The sequence below is a fragment of the Streptomyces sp. NPDC040718 genome (assembly GCF_055593565.1).
The window spans coordinates 490,253-511,959 of sequence record NZ_JBVIXO010000006.1 but is presented as its reverse complement, the minus strand read 5'-3'; the positions used below and the strand labels follow the sequence as shown (position 1 = coordinate 511,959).

Below are 21,707 nucleotides of genomic sequence, written 5' to 3'. Positions count from 1 at the left end.
GTGGATGTCGATGACGGTCGCCAGGTACATCCAGTCCTTCCCGACGGGCAGATAAGTGATGTCACCGCACCAGCGCACATCCGTCCGTGGGGCGGTGAAATCCCGTTCCAGCAGGTCCCGGGCCTTCGGCGCCTGGGCGTCCTGCACCGTGATCCGCTTGCCCTTTCGGAGGTGACGGCCGGCGATCCCAGACGCCCGCATCAGTCTCGCGACCCGTTTGTGGTTCACCACCGGGCCGGTTTCCCTCAGCTCGCGGGTAATCCGCGGCACCCCGTAGGCGCCTCTAGTCCTGCCGTGGATGGCCCGGATCTGCTCCGTGAGGGCGGCCTCGGCCGCCGTCCGAGCTTGGCGTGCCGGCTCGGCCAGACGCCAGCGGTAGAAGCCCGACCGAGAGACCCGCAGGATTCTGCACAGCCGCTGGATTCCGTACTCCATATGGTGGTCGGAGATGAACCGCCAGCGGCCGGTCAACGCCCCATCTCCTTGGCAAAATACTGGGCAGCCTTGCGGAGAATCTCCTTCTCCAGCTCCAGCTCACGGACCTGCTTCCGCAGCTGTTTCAGCTCTTCGCGCTCGGACGGCGTCACCGCGTCACCGTCCCCACCGGACACGGGCCGGGCCTTGCGGACCCACTGGCGCAACGACTCGTTGTTGACGCCGAGCTCCTTGGCCACCGAGCCGACCGTCCGGCCGGTGGACAACACCAGGGCGACCGCGTCCCGCTTGAACTCCTCCGAATACCGGGCAACACCCACCACGACACCTCCGTCTCGGATCCCACAATCTGATCCTTAAGAGATGTCCACAAACGGGGGCAAACCCCAGTCTTGGGCTACCCCCGATCCGCCTGCACGACCTCCGACACTGTGCGGCCTCCCTCAGCCTGGCAGCCGGCCTGTCCATGAAGGCGATCCAAGCCCTCCTCGGACACGCAACCTTCGCGCTGACCGCCAATACCTACACCTCCCTGATGCCGCAGTTTGCCAAGGACGAGGCCGAGGCCACCGTGGCTGTGGTACCCCGTAAGCAGGTCGCACCAGGCCCTGAAGGGCAGCGCGCGCACCGACCAGAAGAGGCCCCGCAGCTGGTGCTCGTCCACGCTGCGACGGCAGCCTGAGTAACTGAACGAGAAGGGCCCCGCATTCTCATGCGGGGCCTTTTGCGTGCATGCCGTCCTCTGGGGACAGCCTGGGGACAGAGGTGCTCCTGAGGACACGGTGGGGACAGAAGGGGGAGGACGGATAGCGTCAGATGCAGCCCTTTGGGGCCGGAGTCGAAGGCGTAGTCGCTTCTGCCTCGTGCCGCCGTGCACGGCTGTGAACTGCACGAATGCCTGAAGTTCTGTGATTGCCCCGTCGTCGCAAGGGATCGAAGCGATTCGGGGTACCTCTGGGCGTGAAGCGATCGTTCGTTTGCGCGGTGTTCTCCAAAACCAGATGTCGTAGGTTCGAATCCTGCTACCCCTGCCAAGCCTGACCAGGCATTTCGCGTAGAACGGGCTCCGGGAGAACTCTCCCGGAGCCCGTTTCGTCTCGCAGGGCCCGAGCGCCCAGCCGACGGGCCGTCGCCACGAAGCTCTCCTTCGGGTGCTTTCGTTCTGTCCGGCCGCCGCGGTCTCCTTCGTCCGCGTAGCTTGTGCGCTCTCGACGAAGGGAGCCGAGGTGGCGGAGCAACGGGGTCCGGACTGGGGGCGCGGCCTGCTGGCGGTGGGCCTGCTGCTGTTCATCGTGGGGTTCTTCACCCTCTGGCCGTTGTCGGTCGTGGGTTTCCTGATGGTCCTGTTCGTCGGGGTGTCCACGGCGGGGCAGAGACGGGCCGGCGGTCAGCCTCCGGAGACGCTGCTGCAGCCGGGAGACCGGCCGTGGAAGAGGAACGAGTAGCCAGGGACGGGGCCGGTGCGCGGTCGTAATTGCGGCGGCGGTTCCCGGCCTCCGGATACCCTGCGGCATGAGCGACACGACCGCACTCGGCGACCGCATGAAGCGGTACGAGGCCGCGCACCGGGCTGTGCTGCCCCGGCGCACCTACACGATCCTGCGCCTCGACGGCCGCGCCTTCCACACCTACCTGCGCCACGCGGACAGGCCGTTCGACATGGGCTTCGTCGAGGACATGGCCGCCGTCACCGAGGCGCTCTGCGCCGAGGTGGGCGGGACGGCCTTCGCGTACCACCAGTCCGACGAGATCAGCCTGCTGCTCACCGACTTCACGGGCCAGGGATCCGAGCCCTGGTTCGGCGGTGTCGTCGCCAAGCAGCTGTCGGTGTCGGCGTCGCTGGCCACGGCGGTCCTCAACGAGCGCAGGCCGGGTCGGCGGGCCCTCTTCGACGCGCGGGTCTTCACCATGTCCGATCCCGTCGAGGTCGCCAACTACTTCGTGTGGCGGCAGCGTGACGCCGTCCGGAACTCGATCTCCATGGCGGCCCAGGCGCACTTCTCCCACAAGCGGCTCCAGCGCGTGTCGACCGGTGCCATGCAGGAACTGCTGTGGTCCGAGGCAGGGGTGAACTGGAACGACTACCCGGCCGCCTGCAAGCGGGGCCAGGTGGCCGTGAGGGCGACCGGAGAGCGGGCCGTCGAGTACACGGACAAGCGGTCCGGCGAGACCGTGCGGACGACTGCTCTTCGGTCCTGGTGGGAGGTAGGTGGCGCGGAGCACTTCTCGGCGGAGCCGGGCGGATGGCTCGCGCAGCGGATCCCGGCGATGCCGACGCTGACGGCCTGACAGGTCGTCCGATCGGACGCGGCGCGGCGGGCTCCGTTCCCGGGGCCCGCCGCCCCTTCCGGGCGTGAAGATCGGATCTGGCAGACTTGGCCGGGTTGTCCCGGCGGTGCAGGACAGGAAACCGGTGCGAATCCGGTGCGGTCCCGCCACTGTGACCGGCCGCCGCGTGCGCGTGGGGGCCGGGAGTCAGACACTGACGCACCGCCTCTTCACTTCGACCGGGGACGAGGATCCCCCGGAGAGGCCTCACCATGTCGCGTGTCCGCGCCGCCGTGCGCTCCTTCCTGCCGTTCGCCCTTGTCCTGCCGCTCGCCGCCTGCGGCGGGCCGCCGGGGGCGGAGCGGCCCGCCGGGGCGCAGGCCGCGCCCGGGTTCCCGTACACCGTCACCAACTGCGGTGTCAGCAGCACCTACCAGGCGCCCCCCGAGCGGGCCGTCACCATGAACCAGCACGCCACCGAGATCATGCTGGCCCTCGGGCTCCAGGACCGGATGGCCGGCACCGCCTACCTCGACGACTCCGTGCTGCCCGCCTACCGGCCCGCCTACGACCAGATCAAGGTGCTGGCGAAGGAGTACCCCTCGAAGGAGGTGCTCCTCGGCGCCAACCCCGATTTCGTGTACGGCGGTTACGCCAGCGCCTTCGACAAGGGGCAGGGCCGGGACCGCGAGGGGCTGGCCAAGGCCGGCATCGGCTCCCGGCTGAGCGTCGAGTACTGCACCGAGGGCCCCGTCGGCCTCGAACAGCTGAAGACCGAGATCACCGAGGTCGCCCGGACCTTCGGCGTGCCCGAGCGCGGCGAGGCCCTCGTCCGGGACGAGCAGCGGCGCGTCGACGCCGTCACCGCGCGGGTGAAGGACCGGGCCCGCCCGGCCGTCTTCGTCTACGACTCCGGCGAGGCCTCCGCCTTCACCTCCGGGGGCAACGGCATCGGCAACGAGATCGTCTCCCTCGCCGGCGGCGCGAACGTGTTCGCCGACCTCAAGGACACCTTCGGCGACGTGCCGTGGGAGAAGGTCATCGAGCGCGGACCCGAGGTCGTCCTCATCTACGACTACGGCGGCACCACCGTGGAGGCCAAGAAGCAGCGCCTGTTGAACGACCCGGCGCTCGCGCAGGTTCCCGCGGTGAAGAACCGGCGGTTCGCCGTGCTGCCGCTCTCCTCCGCCGTGCTCGGCGTGCGCGTCGCCGACGCCGTCGAGTCCCTGGGCCGCCAGCTGCACCCCGACGCCCCGTGAGGCGCGGGCTGACGCTGGTGCTGCTGGCCGCCGCGCTCGCCGCTTCGGCGGTGGCGGGGCTGGCGCTGGGGCCCGTACGGATCCCGCCCGGCCAGGTCCTCGACATCGTCCTCGGCGGTCCCGGCGCGCGCGGGGCCTTCGCCTCCATCGTGTGGGACGTGAGGATGCCGCGCGTACTGCTCGGGGCCGTCGTCGGGGCCGGGCTCGCCGTGGCCGGAGCCGTGCTCCAGGCCCTCGTCCGCAACCCGCTCGCCGACCCCTTCCTGCTCGGGGCCTCCTCCGGGGCCTCGGCGGGGGCGGTGCTCGTCATCGTGTTCGGCGCGGGCGCCGCCGCGGTCGCGGGCGGACCCGTGCTGCCGGCCGCCGCCTTCGCCGGGTCCCTGGCCGCGCTCGTCGCCGTCTACGCCATGGCCCGGCGCGGCGGCACCATGACCACCGGCCGGCTGATCCTGGCCGGGGTCGCCGTGCAGTACGTCCTGTCCGCCCTGACCAGCCTGGTCCTCGTCCTGTCCGCACACCCCGACCAGATACGCACCGCACTGTTCTGGACCCTGGGCGGCCTCGGCGGGGCCCGCTGGGACGAACTCGCCCTGCCGGCCGCCGCGCTGCTCGCCGGCACCGGTCTGCTCACCGCCCTGGCCCGGCCGCTGGACCTGCTGCTCGCGGGGGAGGAGGGCGCACGCACCCTCGGCCTGGACACCGGCCGCTTCCGGGCCGCCGTCTTCGTGCTGTCCTCCCTCGTCATCGGGGTGCTCGTCGCCTACAGCGGGGCCATCGGCTTCGTCGGGCTGATGGTCCCGCACGCCGCCCGGATGGCCGTCGGCGCAGGCCACCGGGCGCTGCTGCCCGTCGCCGCGCTCGCCGGGGCCGTCTTCCTGGTCCTGGCCGACCTGGTCGCCCGTACGGCGGCGGCCCCCGAGGAGGTCCCGGTCGGGGTGGTCACCGCGCTGGTGGGCGGGCCGTTCTTCCTGTGGATGCTGCGCAGGACCAGCCGCACCGAGGGGGTGGCGGGATGACGCGCGGACCGGCGGAACTCGCCGTCGAGGCCCTGCGTTACGAGGTGGACGGGCACACCCTGCTGCACGGGGTCGACCTCACCGCCCGCCCCGGCGAGACGGTCGGCGTGGTCGGGCCCAACGGCAGCGGCAAGACCACCCTGCTGCGCTGCGTCTACGGCACCCTGCGGCCCACCGCCGGCCGGGTGCTGCTCGACGGGGCCGACGCCGGGGTGCTGGGCGCCAAGGAGCGCGCCCGGCGGGTGGCGGTGGTCCCGCAGGACGCCGCTGGCACCTTCGGGCTGACCGTCCGCGAGGTCGTCGCCATGGGCCGCAGCCCGCACAAGCGCTTCTGGGAGCAGGACGGCCCGGAGGACCGGCGGCAGGTGGCCGCGGCGCTGGAGCGGGTCGGCGCGGCCGGCTACGCCGAGCGGCGTTTCGAGGAGCTCTCCGGCGGCGAGCGCCAGCGCGCCCTCGTCGCCCGCGCCCTCGTCCAGGAGCCGGGCCTGCTGGCCCTGGACGAGCCGACGAACCACCTCGACATCCGCTACCAGCTGGAGGTGCTCGGCCTGGTCCGCGCCCTGCCCGCGACCGCCCTCCTGGTCCTGCACGACCTCAACCTCGCGGCTTCCTTCTGCGACCGGCTGTACGTCCTGTCGGCGGGCCGGGTCGTCGCCGCGGGACCGCCGGGCGAGGTGCTGGACGAAGCGTTGTTGGCGGAGGTGTACGGGGTCCGCACCCGGATCGGCACCCACCCGACGACGGGCGCCCCCAGCATCGTCTACCTGCCCTAGCCGCCCGCCCGCGGCGGAAGGCCGCTCACGAGGACATCGTCCCGAGCTCGCGGGCGATGCGTACGAAGGACCGGACCATCGGGTTGTCGTTGTCCGACCGCCAGACCAGGCCCCAGCGCAGCTTCGGGGCGTCGTGGAGGGGCACGTAGGTGATGTCGGGGCGGACATGGAAGCGCGTGACCTGGGCTGCGAAGGAGTGGACGGCTTCGCCCGATGAGATGATCATGAACAGCGAGTCCAGGTCGGAGGCGTGGGTGAAGTTCCGCTCGATCGTCCGGCCACTGGGCGTGTGGAAGGGCATGAACGCGTCCTCCCAGTAGTCGGGCTGTAGCGACTTCCCGCCGATCACGCCGTGGTCGGCGAACACCTCCAGGGACACCGAGGGCCGGACCGCGAGCCGGTGGTCGGACGCCACGGCTGCGACCCGGGGCTCCTCGAAGAGCACCGGGCCCACGGTGAGGTCCGGTTCCTCGACGGGGAGCCAGGCGAGCAGCAGGTCCGCTTCGCCCCTGCGCAGCGGCCCGAAGGGATCGATGAAGCCGTTGTAGCGCAGTCGTATCCCGCACGTCGGATTCAGGGAGCGGAACGCATCCCAGAAGGGCCGCAGTTCGTGTGCGTTGGAGACCAGCAGGTTGATCCGCAGGACGTCCGTCTTGCCCTGGGCGGCGAGCCGCGCCCGGTCCACGCTCGCCTTCAGCCCCTGGAAGACGGGGAGCAGGTCGTCGCGCAGTTGCTCGCCGACCGGCGTGAGCCGTACCTGGCGGCTGGTCCGTTCGAAGAGTTCGGCTCCGATGGACCGTTCCTGCTTCTTGATCGCCTGGCTGACCCGCGCCGCCGACACGTGCAGCCGCTCCGCCGTCCGTCCGAAGTGCAGCTCCTCCGACAAGGTCAGAAAGATCTCGATATCGCGCAGTTCCACGCGCCCCCACGCCCCCACATGTGCATCAACTCCGGTTTGCCCGGCGTTGCATGATCAATGGCTGATCACCGTCTTGTCCATACCGGCCGCCGGGGCTTACAGCGACATCGTCCCGAGCTCGCGGGCGGTGCGTACGAACGCCCGGACCATCGGGCTGTCGTTGTCCGACCGCCAGACCAGCCCCCACCGCAGGGGGGGCGTGTCGCGGACGGGGATGTAGGTGACGTCGGGGCGGACGTAGAAGCGGGTGACCTGGTTGCCCAGGAGGTGGATGACCTCCCCGTCGGCGACGAGCGTGTACAGCTCGTCCAGGGTCGTGACCAGGGCCTTCCGTTCGATGGTACGGCCGCTGGGCGCGGTGAACGGCACGAAGGCGTTCTCGAAGTAGTCGGGCTGGGGTCCGTCCGGACCCACGATTCCGTGGTCCGCGAGTGCTTCCAGGGTCAGTGAAGAGCGGTCGGCCAACCGGTGGTCGTTGGCCACCAGCGCGACCCTGGGCTCGTCGAAGAGCACCGGCCCCACGGTCAGATCGGGTTCCTCCACCGGGAGCCATGACAGCAGCAGGTCGATCTCGCCGTTGCGCAGCGGGGCGAACGGGTCCATGTAGCCGTTGTGGCTCAGCCGCAGGCCCCACTGCGGATGCCGCGAGCGGAAGGCGTCCCAGAAGGGCCGCAGTTCGTGGCCGTTGGTGACCATCAGGCCGATCCGCAGGACGTCCGTCTTGCCCTGGGCGGCGAGCCGGGCCCGGTCGACGCTCGCCTTCAGGCCCTGGAACACCGGCCGCAGATCGCCGCGCAGTTGCTCGCCGACCGGCGTGAGCCGTACCTGGCGGCTGGTCCGTTCGAAGAGTTCGGCTCCGATGGACCGTTCCTGCTTCTTGATCGCCTGGCTGACCCGCGCCGCCGACACGTGCAGCCGCTCGGCGGTCCTTCCGAAGTGCAGCTCCTCCGACAACGTCAGGAAGATCTCGATGTCGCGCAGCTCCACGCGCCCCCACGCCCCCGCTTGTTCGTTAACCCCATGCTTAACCGGCGTTGCATGATCGACCGTTGATCATCACCTTGTCCACACCGGATGCTCGGTGCATGAACGTCGTCACCACCAAGGTGTCGTTGACCGTGGAGGACGTGGCCGCCTCCAGCCGGTTCTTCACCACTCACCTGGGCTTCCGCGAAGTCGAATCGGCGGAGGGGTACGTGTGCCTCCGCCGGGACGACACCTCCGCCGAGATCGCCCTGTCCGAGCGCGACCCCGAGCTGCCGCCGCAGGCCTGGCGCGGCCAGGGGCTGGCCGACCTGGCCGTGACCCTGACCGTCACGGACGTCGCCGCCGAGTACGAACGGCTGCGCCGTGAGGGAGCCGCCGTCGACGGCCGGATCCGCCAAGAGCCGTGGGGAGAGCAGCTGTTCCAGCTCACCGACCCCAATGGCGTCGTGGTCCGGCTCACCGAATGGGTGCCGCCGGCCGGCGCCCCGGACGCACGTAGCCGGTGATCGCGGCCGGGTCCGCCTGACATCCGCCCACCACCAACGGCAACAACGAGCTCGAGGAGAGCACCATGCAGAAGTTCGACACCCCCGGCACGATCGCCGCCGTCCTGGACGTCCCCGCGGGACGCATCCGGTTCATCGCCGCCGACCGGGCCGACACCACCGTGGAGGTCCTGCCCGCGGACCCCTCGAAGGGCCGCGACGTGCAGGCGGCGGAGCGGACCACGGTCGAATACGGAGACGACGTCCTGCGGATCACGGCCCCCGCGGCGAAGAACCAGATCCTCGGCGACTCCGGAACCGTCGAGGTGACCGTCCAGCTGCCCGCCGGCTCCCGCATCGAGGCGAAGGCGGCCGCCGCCGAGTTCCAGGGCGTCGGACGGCTCGGTGACGTCGCCTTCGAGGGCGCACAGGGCACCGTCGAGCTCGCCGAGACCGCGGGCGCCCGCCTCGTGCTCCAGGCCGGCGACGTCTCGGTCGGCCGACTGGGCGGCTCCGCCCACATCAGCACCCAGAAGGGCGACATCCGTATCGCCGAGGCCGTGACCGGCACCGTCACCCTGAGCACCGAGCACGGCGAGATCCACGTCGGCGCCGCCCACGGGGTCTCCGCCTCCCTGGACGCCGGCACCGGCCGCGGCCGGATCCACAACTCGCTCGCCAACGCCGACGGTGCCGCCGACCTGAAGATCCACGCGACCACCGCCTACGGCGACATCACCGCCCGCAGCCTCTGACGCAGCCGTCCCCGGAACCCGAATCGACGAAGGAACGCGAACAATGAGCACCACGCAGGACTACCAGGCCGCGGAGCAGCTCCTCCGCAGGGTCGCCCGCCCCGGCGAGCTGGTCATCGGCGACAAGATCAGGCCGCAGTGGATCGACGGCGGTACCCGTTTCTGGTACGCGGTGAGCAACGGCACCGGCAAGCGGTTCGTGCTGGTAGACCCGGCCGCGGGGACCCGGGAGCCGGCCTTCGACCACGCCCGGCTCGCGTCCGCGCTGGCCGCCGCCTCCGGGCAGCAGGTCGACCCCGACGCACTGCCCGCCATGGGCATCGCACTGCTCGGCAACGCCGTCGAGTTCGACGCGTTCGGCGAGTACTGGCGCTGCGACCTGTCCGAGTACACCTGCGAGCGGGCCGAGTTCACGCCGCCCGGCAACCCCCTCGAAGTGCCGTCGCCCGACGGGAAGACCACCGTCTACCGCCACGGCCACGACCTGTGGGCGCGCTCGCTGTCCGACGGCCGCGACCGGGCGCTGACCACCGACGGCGCGCCCGGCCACCAGTACGGCACCGGCCCGGAGTGCACGGCGAACGGCACCCTGCTGCGCAAGATCGGCCTGCCGTACCTGCCGCCCGCAGTGGCCTGGTCGCCCGACTCGACGAAGGTGCTGGCGCACCGCACCGACGAGCGCGAGGTCCGGCAGACCCATCTGCTGGAGGCCAGACCCGCCGACGGCGGGGCACCGGTGCTGCACACCCAGCGGTTCGCCGCCCCCGGGGACGAGCACGTCCCGCAGGCCGAACTGGTCGTACTGGACGTCGCCACGGGCACCGTCGTCCGCGCCCAGGCCGAGCCGCTGCTCATGCCGGTGATGTCGCCGATCGCGGCCCAGTGGGCGTGGTGGGCTCCGGACGGCTCGGCGGTCTACTACCTCGGCCGGCCCCGCGACCAGCGCACGCTCACCCTGTACCGGCTGGACCCGGCCACCGGCGCGGTCACCGAGGTGCTCAGCGAGACCGGGGCCACCCGGGTGGAGCCCAACCAGTGGGCGTACGAGCCGCCGATCGTGCGGGTGCTGGCCGAAGAGGTGCTGTGGTACTCGCAGCGGGACGGCTGGGGCCACCTGTACCGGTACGACCTGCGCACCGGCGAGCTGCTCGGGCAGGTCACGTCGGGGCCGTGGGCGGTGCGCCGGATCCTGCGCGTCGACGAGGCGGAGCGGGTGGTGTACTTCACCGCCTCCGGCCTGGTCGAGGAGGACCCGTACCGGCGCACGGTGTGCCGGGCCGGCCTGGACGGCTCAGGCTTCGCCAAGGTCACGGACGACGCCCTGGACCACGTCGTCACCGTCCCGGGCGGTCAGGAGTACTTCCTCGACTCCGCGTCCACGGTCGACACCCCGCCGGTGTCCACGGTCCGCGACTGGAGCGGGCGGGTGCTGGTCGAGCTGGAGCGCGCCGACGTCGGCAAGCTCACCGCCACCGGCTGGACGCCGCCGGAGCGGTTCCGGGTCAAGGCGGCCGACGGGGTGACCGACCTCTACGGCGTGCTGTACCACCCGCGCGGGTTCGACCCCGCCCGGCGCTACCCGGTGGTGGACAACGTCTACCCCGGCCCGCAGGTCACGCGGGTGACCCCGTCCTTCGACCCCGGCGGGATGGGCCTCGACGCCGAACCCCTCGCGGCGCTGGGCTTCGCCGTGATGGCCCTGGACGGGCGGGGCACCCCGGGACGGAGCAAGTCGTTCCACGACGCCTCCTACGGCCGCCTGGCCGACGCGGGCAATCTGGCCGACCACGTCGCGGCGCTGCGGCAGCTGGCCGAGGACCGCCCGTGGATGGACCTGGACCGGGTGGGCGTGTTCGGCCACTCCGGAGGCGGGTTCGCCGCGGCCCGCGCGATGCTGGACTTCCCCGAGGTCTTCAAGACCGGAGTCGCCCTCTCCGGCTCGCACGAAGCCCGCCACTTCAACGCCGGCTTCGTGGAGTGCTACGACGGCGCGGACAACCCCGAGGCCTGGGCCCGCACCTCCAACGTGGACCTCGCCGACCGCCTGGCGGGCAAGCTCCTGCTGATCCACGGCGAAATGGACGACCAGGTCCACCCGGACCAGACCCTCCGCCTGGCCGACCGCCTCATCGCCGCCGGCAAGGACTTCGAGCTGTTCATCGTGCCCGGTGCCGAGCACACGTTCATCGACCACCTGGCCTACGTCCGCACGCGCTGCTGGGACTTCCTGGTCCGTGAGCTGATGGGCGCGCAGCCCCCTGCCCACCGCCCCGCGCCGATCGCGATCGGCCCGGAGCTGCTCGCGGACCTGTTCGGCTGAGCCGCCCGGCCCGGCCGGGCGGGACGCCGGTGCACGCCCCCGTCACGGGGGGCGGGGGCGCGCACCGGCGCCGGGCCCCGGCCGACGGGGACGACCCGCGCTAGCCGCCGTACGGGCGGGTGATGATCTCCATCGCGTGCCCGGACGGGTCGATGAAGTACACCCCGCGGCCCCCGTCGTTGTGGTTGATCTCGCCCGGGTGCTTGCGGTACGGGTCGGCGAAGTACTCGACCCCCGAGGCCCGGATCTTCTCGAAGGCGGAGTCGAACTCCTCCTCCGAGATCAGGAACGCGTAGTGCTGCGGCGTGATGGTCTCGGCCGGGACGGTCGCGAAGTCCAGTGTCACGCCGTTGGCGGTGGACACCGGGACGAACGGGCCCCATTCGGGGCCGACTTCGAGACCGAGGACGTCCGCGAGGAAAGCGGCGGACTCCTTGTTGTCGAGGGAGTGGACGATCGTGTGGTTCAACTGGACCGACATGTGTGAATGCCTCCGATAAGGCAGTCACGGCACCTCCATGCCTCACCCGGTCGGTGACCGGCACGCGATGCCGCCGGGTTGATCCTAAACAGCCCGCCCCGGTACGGTCCACCCGTTTCGCGCCATGTGGGCGCCGTTCGGGCGCCGCCGGCACGCACCGTTCACACCCGGCGGCGGCGGCCCGGTGTGACAGACCAAACGGTATGCCTAGACTGCGACTTGGCCGGCCGCCTACCGGACGGACCCGGGTGAACGGCACGGACCGCACCCACCGCACGAGCACGGAGGAAGAACCGCATGCGCTATCTCCCCCTGGGCGCCTCAGGGCTGATGGTCTCCGCCGTCGGCCTCGGCTGCAACAACTTCGGCGGCCGCCTCGACGCCCGGGCCACCCGCGCCGTCGTCGACGCAGCCCTCGACTCGGGGATCACCCTGCTCGACACCGCCGACATCTACGGCGGCCGGGGCGGCTCCGAGACCCACCTCGGCCAGGCCCTCAAGGGCCGCCGCGACCAGGTGGTCCTCGCCACCAAGTTCGGCTACGACGGCGTCGACATGGGGTACGGCCCCGCCGCCGGATCCCGCGGCGGCCGCGCCTACATCCGGCGCGCCGTCGAGGAGTCCCTCCGCCGCCTGGACACCGACCACATCGACCTCTACCAGCTGCACAGCCCCGACCCGGCCACCCCCGTCGCGGAAACCCTCGCGGCCCTCACCGAGCTCGTCGCCGAGGGCAAGATCCGCTACATCGGGCACTCCAACCTCAGCGGCTGGCAGCTCGCCGAAGCCGCCCACACGGCCCGCGAGACGGGCGCCGCGCCCTTCGTCTCCGCGCAGAACGAGTGGTCGCTGCTCCAGCGCTCCGCCGAGCGGGAACTGGTCCCCGCCGCCCGCCACTACGGCCTCGGCGTCCTCCCGTACTTCCCGCTGGCCAACGGGCTCCTCACCGGCAAGGTCCGCCGCGGTGCGGCCGTCCCGGCCGGCTCCCGCCTCGAAGGACGCGACGCCTACCTCACCGAGGAGCGCCTCGACACCGTGGAGGCCCTGGCCGCGATCGCCGGCAAGCACGACCGCAGCGTCCTGGAGCTGGCCATCGGCTGGCTCTCCGCCCAGCCCGGCTGCTCCTCCGTCATCGCCGGAGCCACCTCGCCCGAGCAGGTGCGCGCCAACGCGGCCGCGGGCGGCAGCCCGCTGGAGGCGGAGCTGCTGGCCGAGATCGACGAGGTCGCTCGGGCCCACGCCTGACCGCGGACGGCCCACGCCCGACCGCGAGCGGGCGTACGGCCCGACCCGGGGGTCCCTCCCGTCAGGACGTGATGTCCTTGCGGGAGAAACCCCGGAACGCGAGCGCGAACAGCACCACGGCGTACGACACCGACACCACCACGCCCTTGACCATCCCGCCCCACTCCAGCTGCGGCTGGAGGGCGTCCGCCCAGGCGAACTGCCAGTGGGCGGGCAGGAACTCGCGCCACGACCCGAGGGCCGTCACCGCGTCGAGCACGTTCCCCACGATCGTCAGGCCCACCGCCCCGCCCACCGCCCCGAGCGGAGCGTCCGTCCGCGTCGACAGCCAGAACGCCAGCCCCGCCGTCACCAGCTGCGACACGAACACGAACGCCACCGCCAGCGCCAGCCGCGGCACCGAGTCACCGGCGGGCAGCGCCCCGCCCGCCGGGAGCCGGAGCGGCCCCCAGCCGTACGCGGCCGTGCCCGCCGCCAGCGCCACCACCGGCAGCAGCACGATCGCCGCCAGGCTGAACCCCAGCGCCACCACCAGCTTGCTCCACAGCAGCCGGGCCCTCGGCACCGGCGAGGCCAGCAGGTACCGCAGCGAGGACCAGCTCGCCTCCGAGGCCACCGTGTCCCCGCAGAACAGCGCCACCGGCACCACCAGCAGGAACCCGGCCGACACGAACAGGCAGGTCACCGCGAAGTTCGCGCCGGAGGCCGTCGCCGTGTCGATCAGGCTGATCCGGCCGTTGCCGCCGCCGCGCCCGTCGTCCGGGCCGCCGCCCACCGCGAACGCGATGATCATCACGAACGGCAGTGCGGCCAGCACCCCGCCCATCACCAGCGTCCGCCGCCTGCGCCACTGCCGCAGCGCCTCCACGCGCAGCGGCAGCGTCCGCCCCGCCCGGTAGCCCGGCGCGGTCTCCCGTACCCGGGTCTCCTCCACGGCGCTCATGCCGTACCTCCGATCAGGGTGAGGAAGGCGTCCTCCAGCCGCCGGTGCGGCCCCACCGCCGCCACCGGCAGCTCCAGCCGTACGAGTTCGCCGATCAGGGCCGCGGGCGACGCGCCGTCGAGCCGGACGAGCAGCCCCTCGTCGCAGCGCACCGCCGAGGCCACCCCTTCCAGCGCGGCGACCTTCCCCACGGCCACCTCGTCCACCGGCTCCGCCAGCGTCACCAGCAGGGTGTCCCCGCCGCCGGTGATCTCGGCGACCTCGCCCGCCCGCACGAGCCGCCCGCGGTCCATGACCACCAGGTGCGTGCAGGACTGCTCCACCTCCGACAGCAGGTGGCTGGAGACGATGACCGTCCGCCCGCCGGCGGCGTAGCGGATCATCACGTCCCGCATCTCCCGGATCTGCGGCGGGTCCAGACCGTTCGTCGGCTCGTCGAGGATCAGCAGGTCCGGCATCCCCAGCATGGCCTGCGCGATCGCGAGCCGCTGGCGCATGCCCTGCGAGTACGTGCGCACCGCCCGGTCCAGGGCGTCGCCGAGCCCGGCGATCTCCAGGGCCTCCGCCAGGTGCGCGTCCCCGTCGGGACGGCCCGTGGCCCGCCAGTACAGCTCCAGGTTGGTCCGCCCCGTCAGGTGCGGCAGGAAGCCGGCGCCCTCCACGAACGCCCCGACCCGCGACAGCACCGGGGCGCCGGGCCGGATCGGGTGGCCGAACACCCTGATCTCCCCGGCGTCCGGCGAGATCAGGCCCATCAGCATCCGCAGGGTCGTGGTCTTCCCGGCTCCGTTGGGTCCGAGCAGGCCCAGCACCTGGCCCTTCTCCACCCGGAAGGACAGGTCCCGCACCGCGTAGCGGTCCTGCGCCCTCGCGTAGCGCTTCGTCAGCCCGGTGATGTCCAGCGGTACGTCGGCCAGCGCGGGTTCGGGCTGCGCTTCCCGCGCCCGGGTCCCCGCGCGGCCCCTGCCGGGCCGCCGGATCCCGAGGAGCCCCGCGGCCAGCGCCAGCGCGCCCAGCGGCAGCCCCCACGTCCAGGCGGGCAGGCCGGCGTCGGCCGTCCGCACCCCGTCCGCGACGGGCACCCGCAGCGGGCCCTCCGCCGAGACCGTGTAGGCGGCCGGCGCTGCCGGGGAGGCGTAGCCGAGGTCGGTGGCGGCGACCACCAGCCGCAGCCGGTGCCCGGCCTGGACGGCGTGGTCGATCGCCGGGAGCCGCAGCTCCACGTTCCGGCCCTGCCCGGCGTCCGCCACCCGCACGGGTGCGACCAGCTGGGACGGCAGCACCTGCTGCCGCCCGTCCGGCCCCACGTCGTAGACCTTGCCGAACAGCACGGCCGAGCCGTCGGCAGCCGTCGACCTCACCTTCAGGGTGACGGTCGGCGCCCCGGTGACCCGTACCGCCCCGGCCAGCGGCTCCGACTCGAAGCGGGCGTTCTGCCCGGGGAAGTCCAGGGAGAGCCCGGTCCCGAGGGAGGCGAGCTGTCCGCCGACGCCGGGCAGCGAGGACAGCGCGGGCGGCGCCCCGCCCGCGGGGTTGGCGAAGGTCTGCTCCGGCCCCGAGAGGGCGAAAGCGCGCGGAGCGGAGGCCAGCCCCGGGTACCGCTCCGCGCTCGCGCCGCGCAGGGTGAGCCGCCCGTCGGTGGAGTCGAACCCGCCGGAGCGCGACACCCGGAACGCCGGGCCGGTGTCCGCCGCCGCGTCGTCCTTCAGGTAGCGGTCGAACCAGGCCGCCACCCGGGCCTCGACCCGGGCCGCCTCGCGCATGCCGCCGTCGTGCCCGCCGGCCGCCCAGTCCACGGCGACCGGAGCCCCGTTCGCGGCGATGGCCCTCGCCATGGCGTCGGCCTGGTCCAGCGGGAAGAGGGAGTCCTCCTGCCCCTGCACGATCAGCGCCGGCACCCTGATCCGGCCGGCCACGGCCGAGGGGCTGCGCCGCTCCAGCAGCTCGCGGGCCTCGGCGTCGGGCGTCCCGGCCACCGCGACGCGCTCGTACATGGCGCACAGCTGCGGCTCGAACCGGCCGCAGCCGGGCGCGCCCGCCGGTCCCGGGGCACCGGCGCCCGCGGCGGGCTGCGCGGGCTGGCCGCCGCCCGCCGCGCCGGTGGTGAAGAAGATCCCGGCCCAGAGCTTCTTGAACACGCCCTGGGGGAAGAGGGAGTCGGCGAGGTTCCAGTACGTGATCTGCGGGGCGATCGCGTCCACCCGCCGGTCGTACCCGGCCGCCAGCAGGGCCGCGGCCCCGCCGTACGAGGCCCCGGCCACGCCCACGCGCGGGTCGCCGTCCGCGTCGAGCCGCACCTCGGGCCGCCGGGCCAGCGCGTCGACGAGCGCGGAGACGTCCTTGACCTCGTGCTCGGGGTCGTTCAGCCCGATCTTCCCGCCAGAGCGGCCGAAGCCGCGGGCCGACCAGGTCATGACGGCGTAGCCGTCGCGGGCGAGGCGCTCGGCCTGGGCGCGGACGTCGTCCTTGCTGCCGCCGAAGCCGTGGCCGAGGAGCACGGCGGGACGCTTCACGGCCGGGTCGCCGGCCGTGAAGAAGGAGGTGTCGATCCCGGTGCCCGCCGCGCCCGGAGCCGGCGCCTCCAGCCCGGGTACCCGCACGAACCGGTCCTCGCGGTGCACGGCCGGCTCCTCCCCGGACGACGCGGCGGCCGTCCAGGAGCCGGCGCCCGCCAGCACCGCGAGGGCGGCCGCGCCGGCGAGCAGGCGGTCCCGGCGCCGCCGGGGCAGTCGTAGCTTCATACGGGCACCCTAAAGCCCGAGATCGCCTTCCCCGAGCTCCCTCAGGGGGAGCCCCGCCCCTTCTCCGGTAGTACCCGCGCGGACGGGCGTACCGCAGCCGCAGTAGACCGCGCCCCGTGCCCCGGCGGTCCCGCCCGCGGTGGCCTCCCGGCCTGCGCCGGGGCGCGGTCGGCGGGAGGATGGACGGCATGCTGCTGGCCGAGGTCGCGCGCGTGTCCCGGGAGGTCGCCGCGGCCTCCGCCCGGTCCCGGAAGACCGCCCTGCTGGCGGAGCTCTTCGCGGCCGCCCCCGCCGAGGAGGCCGGCCTGGTCATCGCCTACCTCTCCGGGCGTCTCCCGCAGGGCAGACCCGGAGTCGGCTGGCGCACCCTGGCCCAGGACACCGCCCCCGCCGCGGAGCCGACGCTCACCGTGACGGCCGTCGACGCCGCCGTGGCCGAGCTGGCCGCCGTGGCCGGGCCGGGGGCGCAGGCCGAACGCCGCCGGATCGTCGCCGGCCTGCTCGGCGCCGCCACCGGGGACGAACAGCGCTTCCTGCGCAGCCTGCTGTCCGGGGAGGTGCGCCAGGGCGCGCTGGACGCCGTCGCCCTGGAAGGGGTGGCCAAGGCCGCCGGGGTGCCGGCCGCCGAGCTGCGCCGGGCCGTGATGCTGGACGGCTCGCTGCCCCGCATGGCGGCGGCCGTGCTGGCCGGGGGTGCGGGGGCGCTGCGCGGGGTGACCCTGCGCATCGGGCAGCCCGTACAGCCCATGCTGGCCGGGACCGCGCGCTCCCTGGCGGACGCCCTGACGGCGCTCGCCCCCTGCGCGGTGGAGGAGAAGCTCGACGGGATCCGCGTGCAGGTGCACCGGGACGGGGACGAGGTGCGGATCCACACCCGCTCCCTCGACGAGATCACCGGCCGGCTGCCGGAGGTGGCCGAACTGGCCCGGAGTCTGCCCGCCGAGCGGTTCGTCCTCGACGGGGAGGTCATCGGGCAGGGGGCCGACGGGCGCCCGGTGCCCTTCCAGGAGATCGCGGCCCGGGTCGGCTCCCGGGTGGACGTGGCGGCGGCGCGCGAGGCCCTCCCGGTGACCGCGTACTTCTTCGACGTGCTGGCCCTCGGCGACGAGGTCCTGCTCGACCTCCCGGTCCGCGAGCGGTACGCGGCCCTGGCGGCCCTGGTCCCCGACTCGGCCCGGGTCCGGCGGCTGGTGGTGGAGGAGGCCGGGGCGCAGGCGGCCGGGGCCGAGGAGTTCTGGACGCAGACCCTGCGCCGGGGCCACGAGGGGGTCATGGTGAAGGCCCTCGACTCCCCGTACGCGGCGGGCCGGCGCGGAAAGCAGTGGCTCAAGGTGAAACCGGTGCACACCCTCGACCTGGTGGTGCTGGCCGCCGAGTGGGGTCACGGCCGCCGCACCGGGCTGCTGTCCAACCTGCACCTGGGGGCGAGGTCCGGCGACGGCGGCTACGCGATGCTCGGCAAGACCTTCAAGGGGCTGACGGACGAGATGCTGCGCTGGCAGACCGGGCGGCTGCGCGAGCTGGCGGTGGAGGACGACGGGTTCACCGTCCGGGTGCGGCCCGAGCTGGTGGTGGAGATCGCCTACGACGGCCTCCAGCGCTCCCCGCGCTACCCGGCCGGGGTGGCCCTGCGGTTCGCCCGGGTCCTGCGGCACCGCCCGGACAAGGCGGCGGGGGAGGCCGACACGGTGGAGACGGTGCTGGAACAGGGCCGCCGGGACGGCTGAGGGAGGTCGTGGGCGGGGATTTGCCTCAGAGGCAAGGGAGATTGCCAGGAAGGCAAGCTTCTGGCTCAATCGGGTTATGACGCCCCGTTCCGAGGAACCAGACGGCACCGGCGGCGCAGGCCCCGAGGACGCCGTCGCCGACGGGCTGCCCGCCGTCGCCCCGCAGCTGCGCGAACTGCGCAGGCGCGCCGGGCTCACGCTGGAGGCCGCCGCCGCGCGGGCCAGGCTCTCGCCCGCGCACCTGTCCCGGCTGGAGACCGGACGGCGCCAGCCCTCGCTGCCGCTGCTGCTCGGGCTCGCCCGCACCTACGGTACGACCGTCTCCGAGCTGCTCGGCGAGACCCCCGCCGTAGCCGATCCCATCGTACGGGCCGGCGGACCGGGGGCCCGCGAGGCCGACGGGTGGACGTACTGGCAGGCCGGCGGCTCCGGGCGGGGGATGCAGGCGCTGCGCGTGCACGTCCCGCACGGGCGCAGCCAGGGGGAGCTGGTCCGCGTACACCCCGGGGAGGAGTGGCTGTACGTGCTCAGCGGGCGGCTGCGGCTGCACCTGGGGGAGGCCGAGCACCTGCTGGAGCCGGGGGACAGCGCGCACTTCGACTCGCTGACCCCGCACCGGATCGGCGCGGCGGGGCCGGGCGGGTGCGAGCTGCTGTTCGTCCACACGCTGCTGCAGAGCAGCCTCGCCGGGCTGTGCCTCGGCGCCAAGACCACGAACCAGCACTAGGGGGAGCCGCCGCCGTGTCCGAATCCGTTTCCGAATCCGTGTGCACATCCGTTTCCGAGCCCGTTTCCGAGCCCGAGCCCCAGTCCCGAGGAGACCAGATGCCCGCCACCGCAGAGCAGGCCGTTACGGAGCAGCAGCAGCCGGAGGCGCCGCCGACCATCCGCCAGCGGTTCGAGTCCAAGTTCCCGCGCGGTCTGGTCATCAGGCTCGTCGCGTACCTGTTCGTCGGCCACCTCTTCGCCTTCTTCGTCTACCTGCTCTTCGTCCTGGGCGGCCAGAACCAGTAGTCCCGGCCGCGGGCCGGTGCCCCGTCCGGGCGCCGTACCCAGCCCAGGACCAGCACCGAGGCCGTCGCCGCGAAGGCGCACCAGGTGGAGGCGAACTCCAGCCGCCACAGGGCCGCGCAGACCACCGCCCCGGCGGCCAGCACCGCCCCCAGCAGCCGCAGCGTCCGGTCCCCGGCGAGCAGCAGGGCGCCGAGGGTGGCGTACAGGTAGCCCGCCAGGACCAGCGGGGCCAGCGGGGCCCAGGGGACGTCGACCCCGTAGCCGATCACCCGCCCCCGGACCGCGGCGCCCACCGGCCGCGCGGCCAGGCAGTACGCGAGCACCGCGGCGGTGGCGAGTCCCGCGGCAGCCGGCCGCCACAGCCGGCGCCGGCCCCCGGGCGCGGCGGCGAGCGGCACCCCGAGCGGCACCCACAGCGGCAGCAGCGGCAGCGCGATCACGGCCCAGGCCGTGGTGGCCGGGCCGCAGCCGCCGCCCGCGCGCCAGACGGCGGCCTCGACCAGCTGGTGCGCGCCGAGCAGCAGCGGCAGCGCGGCGACGGGCAGGTCGCGGGCCCGCCGGACGCGGGCCAGGCACACCACCCCGACGGCGGCCACGGCGGTGCCCGCCGTCAGGTCCGCCGCCGCGCTCCAGCACACGCGGGCCCTCCCCGTCAGCGCGGGCCCTGCGCCGAATCCGGCGCCGAGGGGTGTTCCAGTGGTGGGGCGCCGATCGCGCAGTGCGTGTGGCACTCGGGGTGGCAGACCCCGGGCGCGGGGGAGCGTACGGTCGCCCACGCGGTGGCGGCGCCCGCCACCAGGGCCCCCGCGCACCAGAGCACGGCCCGCCCGAAGGCGGAGTCGAAGGCCCCGGCGGACAGGTACGCGTCCGGGCCCATCCCCGCCAGCAGCGGCAGCGCGGCCACCGCGAGCAGTCCGGCGGCCCGCGCGGCGGCGTTGTTGATCCCGCTGGCCAGACCCGCCCGGCCGGCCGGCACCGAGGCCAGGACGGTCGCGGTCAGCGGGGCCACCAGCAGGGTCATGCCCGCGCCCATCACCACTATGGCCGGCAGTACGTCCCCTGCGTACGAGGCGTCCGGGCCCACGCGCAGCATGAGCAGCGTCCCGGCCGCGCACAGCAGCGGTCCGACGGTGAGCGGCACGCGGGGCCCGATCCGCTCCCCCAGCGCCCCCGCCCGCGAGGACAGCAGCAGCATCAGGGCGGTGGTGGGCAGCAGTGCGGCCCCGGCCCCGAGGGCGGAGTACCCGGACACCACCTGGAGCTGGAGCACGACCAGGAAGAAGAAGCCGCCGAAGGCCGCGTACACGAACAGGGTGACGAGGTTGACCGCGGTGAACTGCCGGGAGGAGAACATGTCCGGCGGGACCATCGGATCCGGCCGGTGCCGTTCGACGTACACGAACACGGCCGCCAGCAGCACCCCGCCCACCGCCGCGGCGATCACCGGCGCCGCCGCGGACCGGGCCTCGATCAGCGCGTACGTCAGCAGGCCCAGCGAGGCCGCGCCCAGTACCGCGCCGAGCACGTCGAACCGCCCGGTCGCCCCCGGGTCCCGTGATTCCGGTACGTGCTTAAGCGCCACCGGCACGCACAGCGCGGCCACCGGCACGTTCAGCAGGAACACCCACCGCCAGCCCGGCCCGTCCACCAGCCAGCCGCCGAGGAAGGGCCCCACGGCCGCGCCGACGCCGCCGAACCCCGACCACAGGCCCACCGCGCGGGCCCGGTCGTCCGCCCGGATCGAGCCCTGGATCAGTGCGAGGGAACCGGGCGTCAGCAGTGCGCCGCCGATGCCCTGGAGGGCGCGGGCGGCGATCAGGATCGCGGCGTTCGGCGCGAGCCCGCACAGCAGCGAGCCCGCCGCGAACCACACCACGCCGAGCACGAAGATCCGGCGCCGCCCGAACCGGTCGCCGAGCGCCCCGCCCACCAGGATCAGACCGGCCAGGGTCAGCAGGTAGGCGTTCACGGTCCACTGGAGTACCGCCAGGTCCGCGCCGAGGTCCCGCCCGATGCGGGGCAGGGCCACGTTGACCACGGTCGAGTCCAGCAGGGCCATCGCCGACCCGAGCACGGTGGCGACCAGGATCCACCGCCCCCGCGCGGAGCCGAGCGCGACCGCCGGTTCCGGGGCGGGCGCGGGGCGGGGCCCGGACGCGGGTGAGGGGCCGGGTCCGGGCACGGGTTCGCCGGGCAGCGAGCTCATCCCCCCAGGCTGACGCGCCCGCGCCCGAAAGGCCACCGGGCGGGGCTCCGGGGCGCGCGGCGACCCCTGGGGACCCGTCCGGTCCGTGGCTCACGAGGCCCTCTTGTAATGCACATGGCACCTCCCAGAACAT

Annotated in this window: 22 protein-coding genes and 1 riboswitch; of the genes, 13 read left to right on the top strand and 9 right to left on the bottom strand. The window is 73.6% G+C overall.

Going from position 1 to position 21,707, the window contains the following annotated elements; translation table 11 throughout:
- Together ACZ597_RS19225 and ACZ597_RS19220 are read right to left on the bottom strand one after the other, a co-directional pair.
- The coding region (locus ACZ597_RS19225) for an IS3 family transposase (RefSeq protein ID WP_471331296.1) at positions 1 to 471 on the bottom strand (471 nt) is incomplete at its 3' end.
- Positions 468 to 758, bottom strand: coding sequence for a transposase (locus ACZ597_RS19220; RefSeq protein WP_471331293.1), 291 nt, complete (start codon positions 756 to 758; stop codon positions 468 to 470). The genes ACZ597_RS19225 and ACZ597_RS19220, both read right to left, overlap by 4 nt.
- A 26-nt stretch (positions 759 to 784) precedes the next feature.
- Between ACZ597_RS19220 and ACZ597_RS19215 the strand changes: the two genes are divergently transcribed.
- From ACZ597_RS19215 to ACZ597_RS19190, 6 genes are all read left to right on the top strand, one after another.
- Positions 785 to 1,117, top strand: coding sequence for a tyrosine-type recombinase/integrase (locus ACZ597_RS19215; protein ID WP_471331366.1), 333 nt, complete (start codon positions 785 to 787; stop codon positions 1,115 to 1,117).
- 544 nt (positions 1,118 to 1,661) lie between these two features.
- Positions 1,662 to 1,880 (top strand): hypothetical protein, encoded by a 219-nt coding sequence (locus ACZ597_RS19210; protein WP_471331290.1) that lies wholly within the window; start codon positions 1,662 to 1,664, stop codon positions 1,878 to 1,880.
- Between the two features lie 67 nt (positions 1,881 to 1,947).
- A complete protein-coding gene (locus ACZ597_RS19205; protein WP_471331288.1) occupies positions 1,948 to 2,724 on the top strand; it encodes a tRNA(His) guanylyltransferase Thg1 family protein in 777 nt (258 codons plus the stop codon).
- A gap of 78 nt (positions 2,725 to 2,802) precedes the next feature.
- A riboswitch (cobalamin riboswitch) is annotated at positions 2,803 to 2,940 on the top strand.
- A gap of 35 nt (positions 2,941 to 2,975) precedes the next feature.
- Positions 2,976 to 3,962 (top strand): ABC transporter substrate-binding protein, encoded by a 987-nt coding sequence (locus tag ACZ597_RS19200; RefSeq protein ID WP_471331285.1) that lies wholly within the window; start codon positions 2,976 to 2,978, stop codon positions 3,960 to 3,962.
- Positions 3,959 to 4,978, top strand: coding sequence for a FecCD family ABC transporter permease (locus ACZ597_RS19195; RefSeq protein WP_471331282.1), 1,020 nt, complete (start codon positions 3,959 to 3,961; stop codon positions 4,976 to 4,978). The genes ACZ597_RS19200 and ACZ597_RS19195 overlap by 4 nt, the downstream gene beginning before the upstream one ends.
- Complete coding sequence (locus ACZ597_RS19190; RefSeq protein WP_471331279.1) at positions 4,975 to 5,751, top strand: ABC transporter ATP-binding protein; 777 nt, start codon at positions 4,975 to 4,977, stop codon at positions 5,749 to 5,751. The genes ACZ597_RS19195 and ACZ597_RS19190 overlap by 4 nt, the downstream gene beginning before the upstream one ends.
- Positions 5,752 to 5,776: 25 nt before the next feature.
- Here ACZ597_RS19190 and ACZ597_RS19185 read toward each other — a convergent pair whose 3' ends face one another.
- Complete coding sequence (locus ACZ597_RS19185; protein ID WP_471331277.1) at positions 5,777 to 6,670, bottom strand: LysR family transcriptional regulator; 894 nt, start codon at positions 6,668 to 6,670, stop codon at positions 5,777 to 5,779.
- Between the two features lie 96 nt (positions 6,671 to 6,766).
- Positions 6,767 to 7,657, bottom strand: a complete 891-nt coding sequence (locus tag ACZ597_RS19180; protein WP_471331274.1) for a LysR family transcriptional regulator — start codon at positions 7,655 to 7,657, stop codon at positions 6,767 to 6,769.
- A 98-nt stretch (positions 7,658 to 7,755) separates the two neighbouring features.
- Between ACZ597_RS19180 and ACZ597_RS19175 the strand changes: the two genes are divergently transcribed.
- The 3 genes from ACZ597_RS19175 (at position 7,756) to ACZ597_RS19165 (ending at position 11,217) form a co-directional block, all read left to right on the top strand.
- Positions 7,756 to 8,163 carry a VOC family protein gene (locus tag ACZ597_RS19175; protein ID WP_471331271.1) on the top strand — a complete coding sequence of 136 codons (408 nt, stop codon included), beginning with the start codon at positions 7,756 to 7,758 and terminating at the stop codon, positions 8,161 to 8,163.
- Positions 8,164 to 8,228: 65 nt separating this feature from the next.
- The gene (locus tag ACZ597_RS19170; protein WP_471331268.1) at positions 8,229 to 8,897 is read left to right on the top strand and encodes a DUF4097 family beta strand repeat-containing protein; all 669 of its coding nucleotides are present in this window, start codon (positions 8,229 to 8,231) and stop codon (positions 8,895 to 8,897) included.
- Between the two features lie 43 nt (positions 8,898 to 8,940).
- Positions 8,941 to 11,217, top strand: coding sequence for a S9 family peptidase (locus tag ACZ597_RS19165; RefSeq protein WP_471331265.1), 2,277 nt, complete (start codon positions 8,941 to 8,943; stop codon positions 11,215 to 11,217).
- Between the two features lie 100 nt (positions 11,218 to 11,317).
- On the opposite strand, the gene ACZ597_RS19160 is transcribed toward ACZ597_RS19165, so the two are convergent.
- Complete coding sequence (locus ACZ597_RS19160; RefSeq protein WP_471331262.1) at positions 11,318 to 11,698, bottom strand: VOC family protein; 381 nt, start codon at positions 11,696 to 11,698, stop codon at positions 11,318 to 11,320.
- Between the two features lie 297 nt (positions 11,699 to 11,995).
- Here ACZ597_RS19160 and ACZ597_RS19155 point away from each other — a divergent pair, with 297 nt between their 5' ends.
- Entirely contained in the window at positions 11,996 to 12,943 is a 948-nt protein-coding gene (locus ACZ597_RS19155; protein ID WP_471331260.1) for an aldo/keto reductase, read from the top strand.
- A 61-nt stretch (positions 12,944 to 13,004) separates the two neighbouring features.
- On the opposite strand, the gene ACZ597_RS19150 is transcribed toward ACZ597_RS19155, so the two are convergent.
- Both ACZ597_RS19150 and ACZ597_RS19145 read right to left on the bottom strand, forming a co-directional pair.
- Positions 13,005 to 13,886 carry an ABC transporter permease gene (locus ACZ597_RS19150; protein ID WP_471331257.1) on the bottom strand — a complete coding sequence of 294 codons (882 nt, stop codon included), beginning with the start codon at positions 13,884 to 13,886 and terminating at the stop codon, positions 13,005 to 13,007.
- Entirely contained in the window at positions 13,883 to 16,627 is a 2,745-nt protein-coding gene (locus tag ACZ597_RS19145; protein ID WP_471331255.1) for an alpha/beta fold hydrolase, read from the bottom strand. Before ACZ597_RS19145 ends, ACZ597_RS19150 begins: the two co-directional genes overlap by 4 nt.
- A gap of 188 nt (positions 16,628 to 16,815) precedes the next feature.
- On the opposite strand from ACZ597_RS19145, the gene ACZ597_RS19140 reads away from it, so the two are divergent.
- From ACZ597_RS19140 to ACZ597_RS19130, 3 genes are all read left to right on the top strand, one after another.
- Positions 16,816 to 18,354: an ATP-dependent DNA ligase gene (locus tag ACZ597_RS19140; protein WP_471331252.1), complete on the top strand. Its 1,539-nt coding sequence runs from the start codon at positions 16,816 to 16,818 to the stop codon at positions 18,352 to 18,354.
- Positions 18,355 to 18,430: 76 nt separating this feature from the next.
- The gene (locus ACZ597_RS19135) at positions 18,431 to 19,081 is read left to right on the top strand and encodes a helix-turn-helix domain-containing protein (RefSeq protein ID WP_471331249.1); all 651 of its coding nucleotides are present in this window, start codon (positions 18,431 to 18,433) and stop codon (positions 19,079 to 19,081) included.
- Between the two features lie 98 nt (positions 19,082 to 19,179).
- A complete protein-coding gene (locus tag ACZ597_RS19130; protein ID WP_471331246.1) occupies positions 19,180 to 19,368 on the top strand; it encodes a DUF6126 family protein in 189 nt (62 codons plus the stop codon).
- Here the strand turns inward: ACZ597_RS19130 and ACZ597_RS19125 are convergent.
- Both ACZ597_RS19125 and ACZ597_RS19120 read right to left on the bottom strand, forming a co-directional pair.
- Positions 19,332 to 20,006, bottom strand: a complete 675-nt coding sequence (locus ACZ597_RS19125; protein ID WP_471331243.1) for a DUF6629 family protein — start codon at positions 20,004 to 20,006, stop codon at positions 19,332 to 19,334. The genes ACZ597_RS19130 and ACZ597_RS19125 overlap by 37 nt on opposite strands.
- Positions 20,007 to 20,020: 14 nt before the next feature.
- Positions 20,021 to 21,574: a DHA2 family efflux MFS transporter permease subunit gene (locus tag ACZ597_RS19120; protein WP_471331241.1), complete on the bottom strand. Its 1,554-nt coding sequence runs from the start codon at positions 21,572 to 21,574 to the stop codon at positions 20,021 to 20,023.
- Between the last annotated feature and the right edge of the window lie 133 nt (positions 21,575 to 21,707).

What these genes read in the sequence shown, in the direction of transcription:
- ACZ597_RS19205 (WP_471331288.1), top strand. Translation starts at nt 1,948, where the DNA reads ATGAGCGACACGACCGCACTCGGCGACCGCATGAAGCGGTACGAGGCC.
- ACZ597_RS19200 (WP_471331285.1), top strand. Translation starts at nt 2,976, where the DNA reads ATGTCGCGTGTCCGCGCCGCCGTGCGCTCCTTCCTGCCGTTCGCCCTT.
- ACZ597_RS19190 (WP_471331279.1), top strand. Translation starts at nt 4,975, where the DNA reads ATGACGCGCGGACCGGCGGAACTCGCCGTCGAGGCCCTGCGTTACGAG.
- ACZ597_RS19175 (WP_471331271.1), top strand. Translation starts at nt 7,756, where the DNA reads ATGAACGTCGTCACCACCAAGGTGTCGTTGACCGTGGAGGACGTGGCC.
- ACZ597_RS19170 (WP_471331268.1), top strand. Translation starts at nt 8,229, where the DNA reads ATGCAGAAGTTCGACACCCCCGGCACGATCGCCGCCGTCCTGGACGTC.
- ACZ597_RS19165 (WP_471331265.1), top strand. Translation starts at nt 8,941, where the DNA reads ATGAGCACCACGCAGGACTACCAGGCCGCGGAGCAGCTCCTCCGCAGG.
- ACZ597_RS19160 (WP_471331262.1), bottom strand. Translation starts at nt 11,698, where the DNA reads ATGTCGGTCCAGTTGAACCACACGATCGTCCACTCCCTCGACAACAAG.
- ACZ597_RS19155 (WP_471331260.1), top strand. Translation starts at nt 11,996, where the DNA reads ATGCGCTATCTCCCCCTGGGCGCCTCAGGGCTGATGGTCTCCGCCGTC.
- ACZ597_RS19150 (WP_471331257.1), bottom strand. Translation starts at nt 13,886, where the DNA reads ATGAGCGCCGTGGAGGAGACCCGGGTACGGGAGACCGCGCCGGGCTAC.
- ACZ597_RS19145 (WP_471331255.1), bottom strand. Translation starts at nt 16,627, where the DNA reads ATGAAGCTACGACTGCCCCGGCGGCGCCGGGACCGCCTGCTCGCCGGC.
- ACZ597_RS19140 (WP_471331252.1), top strand. Translation starts at nt 16,816, where the DNA reads ATGCTGCTGGCCGAGGTCGCGCGCGTGTCCCGGGAGGTCGCCGCGGCC.
- ACZ597_RS19135 (WP_471331249.1), top strand. Translation starts at nt 18,431, where the DNA reads ATGACGCCCCGTTCCGAGGAACCAGACGGCACCGGCGGCGCAGGCCCC.
- ACZ597_RS19130 (WP_471331246.1), top strand. Translation starts at nt 19,180, where the DNA reads ATGCCCGCCACCGCAGAGCAGGCCGTTACGGAGCAGCAGCAGCCGGAG.
- ACZ597_RS19120 (WP_471331241.1), bottom strand. Translation starts at nt 21,574, where the DNA reads ATGAGCTCGCTGCCCGGCGAACCCGTGCCCGGACCCGGCCCCTCACCC.